A 13807-nucleotide genomic window follows, 5' to 3' on the forward strand; every position below is an offset into this window, starting at 1 on the left:
TATGTCGACCAGCAGCATGTCGACCACCGACTTCGTGTTGTCCAGAGCGGAGTCCGACTTACTGCCGTCGGCAGCCGACGTGCAGTCCTACGCCGAACACGGCTGGTACCTGTCGAAGAAGTTGCTGACCGACGACGAGGTAGACGACCTGGTGGCGGCGAGCGACCGGTTCTACGCGGGACACCGCGACCGCACCCTGCCCGCGCACCCGGCCAACCTGGCGTACTGGACGCCCGCGGACGGGCATGCCATGCGGCACAACGACTACATCCACTACGAGAGCGACGTCATCGCGCGCATCCTGCGCAAGCCGATCATCGGCGCCACCGCGGCGCGGCTGGCCCAGGCGGACGAGATCCGGGTGTTCCAGTCGACGATGATCCTCAAGGCACCGGTGGCGACCGAGCCGACGAACGTGGTGCCCTGGCACTTCGACAAGCACTACTGGCAGACCTGCACCTCGGACCGGATGCTGACGGCGTTCATCCCGTTCACCGACTGCACCGAGGAAATGGGCACCATCACGATGGTCGACGGGAGCCACCGCTGGCGGGAGATCGGCGGCGGCGACAGCACGACCCGACACTTCGCGAACCGGGACAACGGCGAGCTGGAAGCCCTGCTGGAAGACAACGCCGCGCACAACCAGGCGACGGTGCGGAAGATCCCGGTCACGATTCCCAAGGGGCACATCAGTTTCCACCACTGCCGCACCTACCACGGCAGTGGCCCCAACCGCAGCGACCAGCCGCGCCGCGCGATCTCGCTGCACCTGCAGGACGGGGCCAACCAGTACCGGCCGTACCGGCGGTCGGACGGCACGGTGGTCGAGTACAACCACGACAACCTGGTCCGCACGGCCCCGCAGGGCGGACCCGACTACGCCGACCCCGAGTACTGCCCCGTGTTGTGGAGCTGAGCCATGGCGCCGACCGAGAGTGATTCCGCGCTGTACCAGGCGATGCGCCTGATCCGGGTGTTCGAGGAGCGCGCGCTCGACCTGGTGGCGACCGGCGAGATCGTCGGCGGCATCCACCCCTACATCGGGGAGGAGGCCGTGGCTGTCGGGGTGTGCGCCGCGCTGCGGGCGGACGACGTGATCGCGAGCACCCACCGCGGCCACGGCCACGTCCTGGCCAAGGGCGCCGACCCGGCGCGGATGATGGCCGAACTGTTCGGGCGGACCACCGGGCTGAACCGCGGGCGCGGCGGCTCGATGCACGCCGCCGATGTCAGCAAAGGGATTCTCGGGGCGAACGCGATCGTCGGCGCGAACGCGGCGATCATCGCGGGCGCGGCGTGGGCGGCGCGGCAGTCCGGCCGCGACCAGGTGGCCGTCTCCTTCTTCGGCGACGGCGCGCTGAACCAGGGGGTGCTGCTCGAAGCCCTGAACCTGGCGGCATTGTGGCGGCTGCCCGTGCTGTTCGTCTGTGAGAACAACGGATACGCCACCACGATGCCGACCAGGGACGGCGTCGCGGGCACCGCCGTGGGCCGCGCGGCGGCCTTCGGCATCCCGGCCGCGGTGGTCGACGGGATGGACGTCGCCGAGGTGCGCGCGGCGGCGGCGACCGCCGTGGCCCGTGCCGCGGCGGGCGGCGGGCCGACGTTCCTGGAGTGCCTCACCTACCGCTTCGAGTGCCACCACACGGTGGAGCGGGCGCTGCGCGTCGATTACCGCACCGAGGCGGAGATCGCGAGCTGGCGCACACGCGATCCTTTGGTGATCCAGGGAAATCGGCTCGACGCGGCTCGCCGGGACGACATCGACGCGGAGATCGACACGATCATCACCGACGCCGTCGAGTTCGCAAGGTCCAGCCCGCGCCCGCATCCGGTGGACGCGCTGGACCACCTCTACGCGTCCGGCCTGCGACCGAGAGCGGGGGTCAGCTAGATGCCACGATTGACCTATATCCAGGCGTTGAACAAGGCGTTGACCGCGGAGATGGCCGACGACCCGACGGTGTGCGTGCTGGGCGAGGACATCCGGGCCGCGCTCACCGGTCTCACCAGGGGCCTGGTGAAGAAGTTCGGGCCGGAGCGGGTGCTGGACACCCCGTTGTCGGAACAGGCGTTCACCAGTTTCGCCACGGGTGCTGCGATGTCCGGGTACCGGCCGGTCGTCGAGTTCCAGATCCCGTCGCTGCTGTTCCTCGCCTTCGAGCAGATCGCCAACCACGCGCACAAGTTCTCGCTGATGTCCGGTGGGCAGACCAAGGTCCCGGTCACGTATGTGCTGCCCGGCGCGGGATCCCGCGCCGGGTGGGCCGGACAGCACTCCGACCAGCCGCACAGTCTGTTCGCGCACATCGGGGTCAAGACCGTCATCCCCGCCACGCCGACGGACGCGATCGGGTTGCTGCGCACCGCGATCCGTGACGACGACCCGGTGGTCCTGTTCGCGCCCGCCGCCCTGCTGCGGACCCGGGAGGACGTGCCCGCCGAGGTCGCCGCGATCCCGTTCGGCGAGGGGCGGATCCACCGGTCCGGCTCGGACGTCACGGTTGTCGCGATAGGACACCTCGTGCAGGACGCTTTGGCCGTGGCCGAGCAACTCGCGGACCGGTACTCCGTCGAGGTTTTCGACCCGAGGACGGTCTACCCGTTCGACTGGGCGGGCCTCGCGGAGTCCGTCGGCCGGACCGGTCGGCTCGTGGTCCTGGACGACGGGAACCGGTCCTGCGGCGTCGCCGCCGAGATCGTGGCGACGGCGGCGGAGGAGATGGCGCTGGTCGCGCCGCCGAAGCGGGTCACCCGGCCGGACGGTGCCGTGCTGCCGTTCGCGCTGGAGCTGGACCAGTCGATCCAGCCGAGTCAGGAGGATCTGGCCTACGCGATCACCGCCGTCATGAAGTAGGGCCATCGACGAGGAGAGGTTCGACATGGTGAGTCAGCAGTCGGTGGACCGGGAAGCCGCCGACCCGTACTGCCTGCGGCCGGGCGAGGCCGCGGCGTGCCTGCGCGGGCATCCCTGGCGGCGCTTCGTCGTCGTCGGGGACAGTGTGGCCGAAGGGCTCGGCGAGGCGGTTCCGGGATATCGAGACAACTCGTGGACCGACCGGATCGCCGACGCGCTCGCCGCCGAGCGGCCGGACCTCGCCCATCTCAATCTGGGCAAGCGAAATCTCACCGCCGCCGAGGTCCGCGCGCACCAGCTCGCGGACGCTGTCGCGTTCGGACCGGACCTGGTACTGGTGGCCTGCGGCGGCTTCGACGTGTTGCAGCGGACCTACGACGACGATGCGGTGGGCGCGGAGATCGAGGCGATCATCCAAACGTTGCGCGAGCAGTCGTGCGATGTGGTCACGGTGGGCTTGTTCGACGGCTCGTACTCGCCCTATGTGCCGGACAAGCTGCGGGCGATGCTGCACCTGCGGTTGGGGCAGCTCGCCGACCGGACAGCCGCACTGTCCACTCGGTACGGTGGCATCCACGTGAGCCTCACCCGGCACCCGGCCGCGAAGAATCCCGACCTGTACGGCAGTGATGGACGACACGGCACCAGACGGAGCCACGCGATAGCCGCCGCGGAATGCATCCGGCGGCTCGGCGCGCGGCTGGACGAAATCCACGGGGAAACATGTCGAGCGAGACAATCCAGGTCTGCGTGATCGGTGCGGGTCCGCGAGGGCTGTCGGTGCTGGAACGCCTCTGCGCGAATGTCGCCGAATGCGTTCCGGCACACCGGACAGTGCGGATACACCTCGTAGATCCCTATGTGCACCAAGGCGGTCGGGTGTGGCGGGCCGACCAGGACCAAGAGTTCCTGATGAACACGGTGTCCGCGCAGGTCACCATGTTCCTCGACGACAGCGTCGAGTGCGCGGGTCCGGTGGTGGCCGGGCCGAGCCTGTACGAGTGGGCCCGGTTCGTGACCCTGCTCGACCCGTTCAACGACCTGCCCGAGGGCATTCGGCGGGAGGCCGCCGACCTGGGACCGAACTCCTATCCCTCACGGGCCTTCTACGGACACTATCTCGGCTGGACGCTGCGGCACATCATCCGCACCACCGCGCCGAACGTGACCATCGAGACCCACGCGCTGGACGCGGTCGACGTCCTCGACGCCGAGGACGGCACGCAGATCGTGGCACTCGCCGACGGCAGGCGGATCACCGAGGTGCACGCCGTCGTGCTTGCCCAGGGGCATGTCGGAATCGCGCTCAGCAAAGGGAAACAGGCCCTCGCCGACTTCGCGGCGGTGAACCACCTGCACTACGTCCCGCCCAGCAACCCGGCCGATGTGGACCTGGATTTCCTCGCGCCCGACGAACCGGTGATCCTGCGCGGCCTCGGGCTGAACTTCTTCGACCACATGGCGATGCTCACCCTCGGGCGGGGCGGGCGGTTCCAGCGGGGCGCGGACGGCAGGCTCACCTATCGCCGCTCCGGCCGGGAACCGAAGCTGATCGCCGGATCGCGGCGGGGCATCCCGTACCACGCGCGCGGGGAGAACCAGAAAGGCGTCTACGGCAGGCATCTGCCGTACTTCCTCACCCCCGCTGTCATCGCGGACATGCGGTGCAAGGCCGAGCGGGGCGAGCCGGTGAGCTTCGCGGCCGATCTGTGGTGGGTGATCGACGCCGAGGTGCGCGCGGTCTACTACGCGACCCTCGTCGGCGAGCGGGAGTGCACCTGCACGGCGGCGGAGTTCCTGCGCGAGTTCCGGGCGCTGGACCTCGGCCGGGTCGCGGGCGCCATACCGCTGGTCTCGACGGTGTCCGCGGCGGAAAGCGCGCTGCTGGACCGGTTCGGCGTCCCGGTCGACCAGCGCTGGGACTGGACGATCGTGGCGAACCCGTGCAGGCACGAGACTTTTCGCACCGCGCCGGAGTTCACGTCGTGGCTGGTCGCGTACCTGCGCAACGACGTGCAGGAAGCCAGGCGGGGCAACGTGCGCAGCGCGCTGAAGGCGGCGCTGGACGTCCTTCGCGACCTGCGCAACGAGATCCGGCTCGTGGTCGACCACGGCGGGCTGTCCGGTGACTCCTATCGGGACGAACTGGAGCGGTGGTACATGCCGCTCAACGCCTTCCTCTCCATCGGGCCGCCCGTGCAGCGGGTCGAGCAGATGGTCGCGCTGATCGAGAGCGGCGTGCTGCAGGTGGTGGGCCCGGGGATGACGGTGGAGTGTCGGCCGGACGGCGCGGGTTTCCTGGTCCGGTCGGCTCTCGTGCCCGACGGCGGGACGAGTGCCCGGGTGCTGATCGAGGCTCGGCTGCAGGAGATGGACATCCGCCGCACCACCGATCCGCTCATCCGCAACCTGCTCGCGGGCGGCGAGGCCAGGACGAACCGCATTCCCAACGCGGACGGAACCTATTACGAGACAGGTGGTCTGGCCGTCACGCCGCGGCCGTACCGGCTGGTCCAACAGGTACGCGGCCCGCACCCGCGCCGGTTCGCGTTCGGCGTGCCGACCGAGACGGTGCACTGGCTGACCGCGGCGGGCATCCGGCCGGGGGTGAACTCGGTGATCCTGGGCGACGCCGACGCCATCGCGCGGGCGGGCCTGCTCGTCTCGACCGCGCTGCACGGGATCGCGGAAGTCGGCGCGGTCCGCTACGACGCCGCCTGAACACGAAGAAGAGGGGGAGCCCCGGCTCCCCCTCTTCTTCGTGTTCAGGCCGCTTTGGCGGAGATCGCGGACTCCGCCGCGATGAACGCGGCGAGGCGCCGGACACCCTCGATGACCTGGTCCGGGTTCAGGTAGCTCACCGAGACCCGGATCTGCGTGCGGCCGCCCGGTTCGAGGTGGAAGTAGCTCATCGGGGTCCACAGCACCCCGTACTCGGTCGCCGAGCGCTCCAGCGCGGCGTTGTCCGCGGTGAAATCCACGTCCAGCACCAGGAAGAACCCGCCGTCCGGCTTGTTCCACCGGACGCCGAGTTCGGCGCGGCGGTCCGCCGGGAACCGCCGCTCCAGCTCGTCCAGCAGCACCGTGAGGTTGTTGGCGTAGAACCGAATGGCGGACTCGTTGGCCTCGCGCAGCCGACAGCCGTTCGCCACCAGCAGGCCCCCGATCAGCGCCTGGCTCAGCGCCGAGGTGTTGACCGTGGTGAAGCTCTTGATCTTCGACAGTTCGTCGGCCAGCAGCACCCGGGAACCGTTGGGAAGGACCACTTCCTGGTCCGCGATGACGTAGCCGACACGTGCGCCGGGCAGGCAGGTCTTCGCGAACGAGCCCAGGTAGATCACCCGGCGGTCCTGGTCGAGAGACTTCATCGTCGGCAGCGAGGTACCGTCCCGGCTGAAGAACCCGTACGGATTGTCTTCCAGGACAAGCAGTTCCGCGTCGGCCGCCGCCTCGATCAGGGCGCGCCGGTCCTCGGTCGCCAGGCACGCCCCGGTCGGGTTGGCGAAGTCCGGGACGACGTAGAACGCCCGAGGCCGTTTGCCCGCCGCACGCACCAGCCGCGCCGCGCGGGCGAGCGCCGCCGGCTCGACGCCGCGCTTGCCTTCCGGGACCTCGACAATCTCGATGTCGAGCAGCCGGGCCGCGCCGGTGATGCCGACGTAGCACGGGGAACTGACCAGCAGGACGTCGTCCGGGCCGCTGAACAGCGCCCGCAGCACCAGCAGCATGCCCTCTTGACAACCGACCGTGACCACGATGCTCGCCGGCGAGACAGCCAAGCCCTCGTCGTTGGCCAGCGTCCGCGCGATCAGGTCGTGGATGTGCCCGTTGGTCCGGCCGTACTGGAACAGGTTGGTGCGCACCTGCGCGGGCGTGTAGCCGAGATCGGTTTCCAGGTAGGCGGTGTAGGCCGCCAGGTACGTCGTGATGAGGTCCGGCTCGAACAGGCCCTCGTACGGCCTGCCGGGCGCGAACGAGATGGCCTCGGGGAACCGCGACGTCACCTCGTTGAGGAAGTTCATCGTGGCCAGCAACGGGTCCGACAGCGACCCGTGCAACTCGGCCTGGTCGAGGCTGATCGACATCACAACCGTCCGTTCAGCGCGGCGCGGAGCAGGTCCGCGGCCTGGGTCATCGCCCGCTTGCCCGCGGCCAGGGTTCGAGTCATCGCGAAGAAGCCGTGCACCATGCCCTCGTACTGAGTGACCGTGACCGGCACCCCGGCCTCGACCAGCTTGCGCGCGTACTGCTCGCCCTCGTCGCGCAGCGGGTCGTACTCCGCGGTGATCACCAGCGCGGGCGGCAGTCCACTGTGGCTGCCCGCCCGCAGCGGCGACGCCAGCGGGTTCGCGCCGTCCTCGGGGCACGCCAGGTAGTTGTCCCAGTACCAGGCGACGGAACGGGAGTTGAACAGGTAGCGGTCGGTGTTCTCCCGCCGCGACGGGGTGTCGGCCAGGTAGTCGGTGTTCGGGTAGGCGAGCAACTGAAAGGACAGCGCGGGCCCGCCGCGATCCCTTGCCAGCAGGGTGATCGCGGCGGCGAGGTTGCCGCCCGCGCTGTCACCGCCGACTGCCAGCCGGGTCGGGTCACCGCTGAATTCCGTCGCGTGCTCGGCGATCCAGGTCAGCGCGTGATAGCTGTCGTCGACGGCGGCGGGGAACTTGTGCTCCGGCGCCAGCCGGTACTCCACCGACACGGTGATGCAGCCTGCCGCGTTGGTCAGGTCGCGGCAGATCCCGTCCGCGGTGTCGAGGCAGCCGAGGGTCCACCCGCCGCCGAAAAGGTAGAGCAGCACGGGAAACGGGCCCGCTCCCGCCGGCCGGTAGATGCGCAGGGGCAGCGGCCCGCCGGGGCCGGGGATCTCGGTGTCGACCACCTCGGCGACGGGTTCGGGGGTCGCGGCGTTCGCGCGGATCGCCGCGAGGTCGGCGCGGCGCGCGTCCTCGACGGTCATCTCGTAGAGCGGTGTCGCGCCCGCGGTCTCGTTCCTGGTGCGCAATGCGAGCGCCTGTGGGTCCAGTGGCATGGCGGTTTCCTTAGGGCAGCGGGCGGGCCTCGATCGCCACCTCGGTGGCGCGCGAGGGCGAGTGGTGCACGGCGAGCACGTCGAAGCCTGCCTCGGCCAGCAGCGCCCGGTACTGCGCGACAGTGCGGTCGTAGCCCTCCATCATCACGAGCATGAGCAGGTCGACCAGCGTGGCCGACTTGGACTCCCGCGTCGGCTCGCCGTCGGACACGGTGTCCTCCAACACGATCAGCCGACTCGTCGGCGGCATGGCCGCGCGGGTGGTCCGCAGAATCCGCGCGGCCTTCTCGTCGGTCCAGTTGTGCAGCACCCGGCACAGCACGTACGCGTCGCCGCCGCCGGGCGCGGACTCGAAGAAGTCGCCCTCGACCAACTCCACCCGGTCGCCCACGTCCGCGAGCCGTACTTTGGCCTGGCAGAGCACTTCCGCGCGTTCGACGAGCACACCGCGCAGCCGCGGGTGACCGGCCAGGATCTCGGCCAGCAGCGCGCCCTCGCCGCCGCCGATGTCGACCAGGGTGGCCACGTCGGCGAGGTCGCACTCGGCCAGCGCGGGCGGCATCGCCAGCACGCCCTGGGCCGCGGTGAAGACCTGGTCGATCTCGGGGTGCTCGTCGAGGTAGTCGTAGAACGACTTGCCGTGCACCTTGTCGAACGCGGGCTGCCCGGTGCGCAGGGTGTGCGTGATCTCGGCGAACGACCGGATCACCTCGTCGCCGTAGATCAGCGCGTTCGCCCGCACCGAGCCCGGCACGTCCGACCGCAGCAGTTCACCGCCGCGGCGCAGCGCGAAAGTCTGCCCGGCCGACTCGGTGAACAGGCCCGCCGCGGCCAGCGCCCGCAGCACCCGGTAGAGCGCGCGTTCGTCGGCGCCCGCCGCGGCGGCGAGGTCGGCGACGGTGCGCGGCCCGGCGGCCAGCAGGTCGGGCACGCCGAGTCGGGCCACGGCGGAGCAGGACTGCGCGATCCAGGTGCTCGTCAGGATGCCGAGCAGCACGCTGCGCTGGGCGGTCCCTGGATTGCTCACTTCGGCCATGGCGTGGCCCTCCCGGTATTTGGTGATTACCATTGATGGAACAGCGTGCGCGCTGTCGAAGTCAAGGAATCGGCGGCGGAATCGGCATGAGAGTCGGCCCCTGCGGCGAAGTGGTGAATCGCTCATCTTGACATGGTCCGCGCCCGGCCCGGTACCGTGACAATGTCGCCGACTCGACGGTCACCTCTCTCGATAAAAACCCCACCAGGGAGAACGCATGAACTCGCCGCGTGTCAAGCCAACACCGGAAGATGTGGGCAAATTCTACGACGCGAAGGGGGGTGCGCTGGCCAAGCTGATGGGCGGCAATATCCACTACGGGTATTTCCACGGCCCGGACGACGACACCCCGTTCCCGCAGGCCGCCGAGCGGCTCACCGACCACATGATCGAGAAGATCGAGGCCAAGCCCGGCCAGCGCGTGCTCGACCTGGGCTGCGGGCGCGGCAAGCCCGCGATCCGGCTGGCGGACGCGGTGGACGTGGAGATCGTCGGCGTCTCGATCAGCCAGGGCGATGTGGACGAGGCCAACGAGCTGGCCAGGAGCAGCGGACTCGCCGACCGGGTCGCCTTCCAGCGGGCCAACGCGATGGACCTGCCGTTCGCCGCCGAGTCGTTCGACGCGGTGTGGGCGCTGGAGTCGATCTTCCACATGCCCGACCGGTTGCAGGTGCTGCGCAACGTCGCCACGGTGCTCAAGCCCGGCGGCAGGCTCGTGCTCACCGACGTCTTCGGCGACACCCCGGACACCACTGAGGGCCGCGCCGCGCTCGACCGGATCTTCGACTCCTGGTCGATCACCTCACTCGCCGATTTCGCCGATTACCCGCGACTGCTGGCCGAGGCCGGTTTGGAGTTTCGGGAGATCATCGATGTCAGCGACCGCACCAAGTACTCTCTTGGCAAATTCCTCGAACTGCTCCAAGGACAGGCGCCGGTGGGTACGGTCAGCACGCCGATGGACACGTGGAACAAGACCTTCGGCGGACTCGTGCAGATGGGTTACCTGCTGCTGGTGGCCGAGCGCGCCGCCGACTAGAAACGCTGAAAAAGGTGGCCTTCCAGAAATTCTGGAAGGCCACCTTTCGCGTACTTCGGGCTGAAGCAGGTGCCTACTCGCGCGCGGTGGGCAGTTTGCGGCACAGGCCGGTGCCCGAACCCGAGGAGAGCAGTTGCCCGCTCTGCGACCACAGGTCGGAGCGGAAGGCGACCAGGCCGTCCGCCGCGATGTGCGACGTGCCCGCCGCGTACAGCCACTCCGAGTCCGCGTCGGTGCGGTGGAACTGCACGTTGAGGTCGAGGGACGGCGCGATGAAGCCGACGTCGGCCGCGTGCGCGGACTGTGCCGCCGCCCAGCCCATCACGTCGAGCGGGATCAGTGTGCGGGCCGACTCGACGAGCGGGTCGTGGTAGCTCAGCGGGGTGCGGTAGCGGTACCAGCCGTGCCAGTGCGGCGCGCCCGGGGGGCGGGTCAGCCAGTTGTCGTACCACTCGATCGGGCGCCACTCGACGTTCTCCAGGAACCCGGCGACCTTGATGAACGGCGGCGGCGCGACGCAGTCGGCCAGCCGCTCCTCCAGCGGGGGCAGGGTGTCCGGGCTCGGCACCGCGGGCATCGCGGCCACGTCGTGGCCGATGCCGTCGATGCCCTCGGCGGTCAGCCAGGCCAGCGCCTCCGCGATCGGCTTGCCGTCCTGGGTGATGGACACCTGCACCGACTGGGCACGCTGGCCCGGGCGCAGCGTGCGCACCGACAGTTCGATCTCGCCGAAGCCGGCTGTCGACAGGAAGTGCACGGTCAGCGAAGCGGGCCGGGGGAGTCCGCTGTGCGCGGCCGCCGCCCGCAGCGCCATCGTGGCCACGTGGCCGCCGCTGGGGCCCCAAAAGGCCCACGCGGGTGACAACTGGGCCACGTATCGACCGTCGGCGCCGACGATTTCGGTGTCCACTGCGAAGTCATTCACCCACGAAGTATGACCGGCGGTGAATGGCGCTGTCCAGCGGATCGCACGTGCTTGGCGGCACCTGGAGTCGTCCGTAGCATGTGGCAATGCGATTTGACCGAAATTACCTCGAAGATCCGCACGGCTTCTTCGCCGAGCTGCGGGCCGCGGGCCCGGTTCGGCAGGTCGAGATGCCCAATGGCGCGCTGGTCTGGGTTGTCACCCGCTACGCCGATGTGCACCGGGCACTGTCCGACCAGAGATTATCGGTGAATAATGAGCACGCTCGAAGTTGGCCCGGCTTCGTGTTTCCGCCACAATTGAACGCCAATCTGATGAACATGGACCCGCCGGACCACACGCGGCTGCGCGGACTGGTCACCAAGGCGTTCACGCCGCGGCGCATGGAGGCCATGCGGGGCCGCATCCAGGAGATCGCCGACGAGCTGATCGACGCCATCTGCGAGACCGGGTCGGCCGACCTGAGCGAGGCGCTCGCGGCGCCACTGCCGCTGACCGTGATCGGTGAGCTGCTCGGCATCCCGGACACCCATCACGCGGCGTTCCGCGGCTGGCTGAGCACACTGCTCATGGCCGAGGCGGGCGCGGCCACCGTGGACGAGGCACGCCAGGCGATGACCGACATCATCCGGTTCCTGGTCGAACTGGTCGCGGACAAGCAGCGCAATCCCGGCGACGACCTGCTGACCGACCTGATCGCCATTCGGGACAAGGGCGACCGGCTGTCCGACAACGAACTCACCTCGCTGGTGTTCCTCATTTTCGCGGCCGGATACGAGACGACGGTCGGACTCATCGGCAATGCGGTCGTCGCGCTGATGGCCAAGCCGGACCAATGGGCGGATCTGCTGGCCGACCCGTCGCTGCTGCCCAAGGCCGTCGAGGAATTCGCCCGGTTCGACGGGCCGTCGCTGCTGGCCATTCGACGGTTCCCGATCGAGGACGTGGAGATCGGCGGCGTCACGATTCCGGCGGGCGACACGGTACTGCTGGCCCTGGCCGCGGCCAACCGCGACGAGAGCCGATTCGGCGACGCCGACCTGGATATCCACCGGACCGCCAACGCGCACGTCGGATACGGCCACGGAATCCATTTCTGCCTCGGCGCGTCGCTCGCCCGAATGGAAGGCGAGATCGCCATCGGCACCCTGCTGCGGCGCCTGCCGGATCTGCGGCTGGCCATTGCGGCGGCGGACGTGCGGTGGCAGCCGTCGCTGCGCACCAGGGTCGCCGCCGGAGTGCTGGTGACTTTCACGCCGACGCCCGCGCTTTCCCCGCAACCGGCCGGTGTGGCCCGCTAGTGCGGTGGCCACGAGCGTTTGCCGTGGTCGGCTGGTTCACGGCGTGGCTGGCGGTGGCGCGGGAAAGACGCTCGTACTGGACGTACTTGGTCTTTTCGGCGGTGCCGTCAGGCGCGTCGTGGGCCTGTCGAACGCGGTGAACGTTTGTGGTCGCCGCACTAGTACTACAGCCGCACCCGTTCAGATCGGTCTGTAGCTGATGGTTCTGACCTGCGGCGATAGCGGTGTACATCGTCGTCTTTGGCGTTCAATTTCGGTGCGTTCGCGACGACACGCCGCAGGGTGCGGCTGTAGTACTAGTCCGACTGAGAGGTGTTGGCAATGGGTGACGAGGTGCAGGCGCCGGTCGACGGGTTCGTCACCGGGGCGGGCGGGGTGCCGATCGCGTACCGCGACTACGGCGGCCCTGGCCGGGGTTTGGTGCTGCTGCACGGGATCGGCGGCAACATCGAGGCGATGGACCATTTCGCCCGGCGGCTCGGCGCGAGCCACCGCGTGGTGTCGATCGACGTCCGGTTCAACGGCCAGTCCGGCGAGGCCGACCGGTTCCGCTACCCGGACTGCGTCGGCGACGTCGAGGCGATCGCGGCGGAGCTCGACCTGGGCGAGGTCGACGTCGTGGGCCACTCGCTCGGCGGTGTGATCGCGGGCCACTACGGCGCCCGCCACCCCGGCGCGCGCGTGGTCAGCATCGACGGGTTCGGCCCGGGCATGACCGGCGAGGGGACGGCCGAGGACGCCGCGGCCGTCGCCGAGTTCGCCGACCAGGCCCGCGCGCGGCTCTTCGCGTTCGTGCCGCTGCCCGAGGAGGGCGACCTCGCGTGGAAGGAGTCGCAGGCGCAGGTCACCAGCCAGATCATGACCATGGTCGGCTACGCGGCGGCGAACCTCGACGCGGTCGTCGAGCGGTACTTCGTCACCCGCCCGGACGGCACCTTCCGCCGCCACCCCACCCGGCAACTCGCCGAGGACTGGCTGGACGACTGGAGTTCCTCCGCGTCGCGCAACATCCTGCAGCCCTTCCGCGACTGCGCGGGCGCGACCTTGCTGATCCGGTGTACTGAGACAGTCTGGCCCGCGGTGCTGGACGCCGAGTTGGACCGGTTGGCCGCGGACCGCCCGAACGCCGCCATCGTCCGGCTGGCGGCGACACACTTCGCCCCCTGGTGGTCGGCCTTCGACCAGACCATGGTCGAGATCGAGAAGTTCCTCGCCAACACGGCCGATTCGTAGGTCTGGGACCGGTCCCACACGTGCGGGCTACCTTTGCTCTAGGCAGTGTCTCGAAGTCCTGACCGGTCAATATCGGCAGTGATGCGCTGGTCTCGGCGTGTCGTTGATCAACGCTGCATCTGGCCACCGAGCAGGATCAGAAACCGCTGTCGCTGGTGCTCACCGCCGGGCAGCGCGGGGACTCGCCCCAGTTCCAGGTAGTGCTGGGCCGCATCCGGGTCGCCCGCGCGGCCGGTGGCCGCCCCCGCACCCGACCGGACCGAGTGCTGGCCGACAAGGCCTACGGATCCCGCGCCAACCGGTCCTACCTGCGTGGCCGTGGTATCCGGTGCACCATCCCGGAAAAGACCGACCAGATCCGCAACCGCAAGAACAAGGGCCGTGCCG

Annotated in this window: 12 protein-coding genes and 1 pseudogene; 9 read left to right on the forward strand and 4 right to left on the reverse strand. The window is 69.5% G+C overall.

The genetic code is table 11. The annotated features are described in order from the left end of the window. Positions 1 to 16: 16 nt before the first annotated feature. Genes ACT4N7_RS15910 through ACT4N7_RS15930 form a run of 5 tightly spaced genes read left to right on the forward strand, consistent with a single transcriptional unit; the run spans position 17 to position 5581 of the window. Positions 17 to 919 carry a phytanoyl-CoA dioxygenase family protein gene (locus ACT4N7_RS15910; RefSeq protein WP_444829503.1) on the forward strand — a complete coding sequence of 301 codons (903 nt, stop codon included), beginning with the start codon at positions 17 to 19 and terminating at the stop codon, positions 917 to 919. 3 nt (positions 920 to 922) lie between these two features. Beyond that, on the forward strand, positions 923 to 1897 hold the full coding sequence (locus tag ACT4N7_RS15915) for a thiamine pyrophosphate-dependent dehydrogenase E1 component subunit alpha (protein WP_444829504.1): 975 nt from the start codon (positions 923 to 925) through the stop codon (positions 1895 to 1897). Then, complete coding sequence (locus ACT4N7_RS15920; protein ID WP_444829505.1) at positions 1898 to 2860, forward strand: alpha-ketoacid dehydrogenase subunit beta; 963 nt, start codon at positions 1898 to 1900, stop codon at positions 2858 to 2860. A 25-nt stretch (positions 2861 to 2885) separates the two neighbouring features. Beyond that, positions 2886 to 3614, forward strand: coding sequence for an SGNH/GDSL hydrolase family protein (locus ACT4N7_RS15925; RefSeq protein ID WP_444829506.1), 729 nt, complete (start codon positions 2886 to 2888; stop codon positions 3612 to 3614). Next, a complete protein-coding gene (locus ACT4N7_RS15930) occupies positions 3584 to 5581 on the forward strand; it encodes an FAD/NAD(P)-binding protein (RefSeq protein WP_444829507.1) in 1998 nt (665 codons plus the stop codon). Before ACT4N7_RS15925 ends, ACT4N7_RS15930 begins: the two co-directional genes overlap by 31 nt. A 44-nt stretch (positions 5582 to 5625) precedes the next feature. On the opposite strand, the gene ACT4N7_RS15935 is transcribed toward ACT4N7_RS15930, so the two are convergent. From ACT4N7_RS15935 to ACT4N7_RS15945, 3 genes are read right to left on the reverse strand one after another with little or no spacing between them, the layout of a single operon-like run. Beyond that, the gene (locus tag ACT4N7_RS15935; RefSeq protein ID WP_444829508.1) at positions 5626 to 6945 is read right to left on the reverse strand and encodes an aminotransferase-like domain-containing protein; all 1320 of its coding nucleotides are present in this window, start codon (positions 6943 to 6945) and stop codon (positions 5626 to 5628) included. Continuing rightward, positions 6945 to 7886 carry an alpha/beta hydrolase gene (locus ACT4N7_RS15940; RefSeq protein WP_444829509.1) on the reverse strand — a complete coding sequence of 314 codons (942 nt, stop codon included), beginning with the start codon at positions 7884 to 7886 and terminating at the stop codon, positions 6945 to 6947. The genes ACT4N7_RS15935 and ACT4N7_RS15940 overlap by 1 nt, the downstream gene beginning before the upstream one ends. 10 nt (positions 7887 to 7896) lie before the next feature. After that, a complete protein-coding gene (locus ACT4N7_RS15945; RefSeq protein WP_444829510.1) occupies positions 7897 to 8913 on the reverse strand; it encodes a methyltransferase in 1017 nt (338 codons plus the stop codon). Between the two features lie 226 nt (positions 8914 to 9139). Between ACT4N7_RS15945 and ACT4N7_RS15950 the strand changes: the two genes are divergently transcribed. Next, positions 9140 to 9961, forward strand: coding sequence for an SAM-dependent methyltransferase (locus ACT4N7_RS15950; protein ID WP_444829511.1), 822 nt, complete (start codon positions 9140 to 9142; stop codon positions 9959 to 9961). 73 nt (positions 9962 to 10034) lie between these two features. Here the strand turns inward: ACT4N7_RS15950 and ACT4N7_RS15955 are convergent, their stop codons facing one another. Further along, positions 10035 to 10886, reverse strand: a complete 852-nt coding sequence (locus ACT4N7_RS15955; RefSeq protein ID WP_444829512.1) for an acyl-CoA thioesterase — start codon at positions 10884 to 10886, stop codon at positions 10035 to 10037. 86 nt (positions 10887 to 10972) lie between these two features. On the opposite strand from ACT4N7_RS15955, the gene ACT4N7_RS15960 reads away from it, so the two are divergent. From ACT4N7_RS15960 to ACT4N7_RS15970, 3 genes and pseudogenes are all read left to right on the forward strand, one after another. Further along, a complete protein-coding gene (locus tag ACT4N7_RS15960; protein WP_444829513.1) occupies positions 10973 to 12187 on the forward strand; it encodes a cytochrome P450 family protein in 1215 nt (404 codons plus the stop codon). Positions 12188 to 12508: 321 nt separating this feature from the next. Beyond that, positions 12509 to 13420 carry an alpha/beta hydrolase gene (locus ACT4N7_RS15965; RefSeq protein ID WP_444829514.1) on the forward strand — a complete coding sequence of 304 codons (912 nt, stop codon included), beginning with the start codon at positions 12509 to 12511 and terminating at the stop codon, positions 13418 to 13420. A 107-nt stretch (positions 13421 to 13527) separates the two neighbouring features. Next, a pseudogene (locus tag ACT4N7_RS15970) lies at positions 13528 to 13807 on the forward strand (transposase); the annotation flags it as partial.

The sequence above is a fragment of the Actinokineospora sp. genome, from assembly GCF_052390155.1.
In the GTDB taxonomy this organism is placed as follows: Bacteria; Actinomycetota; Actinomycetes; order Mycobacteriales; family Pseudonocardiaceae; genus Actinokineospora.

Excerpts from the sequence above, each read along its gene's own strand:
- ACT4N7_RS15960 (WP_444829513.1), top strand. The coding sequence starts at position 10,973 with ATGCGATTTGACCGAAATTACCTCGAAGATCCGCACGGCTTCTTCGCC.
- ACT4N7_RS15935 (WP_444829508.1), bottom strand. The coding sequence starts at position 6,945 with ATGTCGATCAGCCTCGACCAGGCCGAGTTGCACGGGTCGCTGTCGGAC.
- ACT4N7_RS15920 (WP_444829505.1), top strand. The coding sequence starts at position 1,898 with ATGCCACGATTGACCTATATCCAGGCGTTGAACAAGGCGTTGACCGCG.
- ACT4N7_RS15940 (WP_444829509.1), bottom strand. The coding sequence starts at position 7,886 with ATGCCACTGGACCCACAGGCGCTCGCATTGCGCACCAGGAACGAGACC.
- ACT4N7_RS15910 (WP_444829503.1), top strand. The coding sequence starts at position 17 with ATGTCGACCACCGACTTCGTGTTGTCCAGAGCGGAGTCCGACTTACTG.
- ACT4N7_RS15965 (WP_444829514.1), top strand. The coding sequence starts at position 12,509 with ATGGGTGACGAGGTGCAGGCGCCGGTCGACGGGTTCGTCACCGGGGCG.
- ACT4N7_RS15925 (WP_444829506.1), top strand. The coding sequence starts at position 2,886 with ATGGTGAGTCAGCAGTCGGTGGACCGGGAAGCCGCCGACCCGTACTGC.
- ACT4N7_RS15950 (WP_444829511.1), top strand. The coding sequence starts at position 9,140 with ATGAACTCGCCGCGTGTCAAGCCAACACCGGAAGATGTGGGCAAATTC.
- ACT4N7_RS15930 (WP_444829507.1), top strand. The coding sequence starts at position 3,584 with ATGTCGAGCGAGACAATCCAGGTCTGCGTGATCGGTGCGGGTCCGCGA.
- ACT4N7_RS15915 (WP_444829504.1), top strand. The coding sequence starts at position 923 with ATGGCGCCGACCGAGAGTGATTCCGCGCTGTACCAGGCGATGCGCCTG.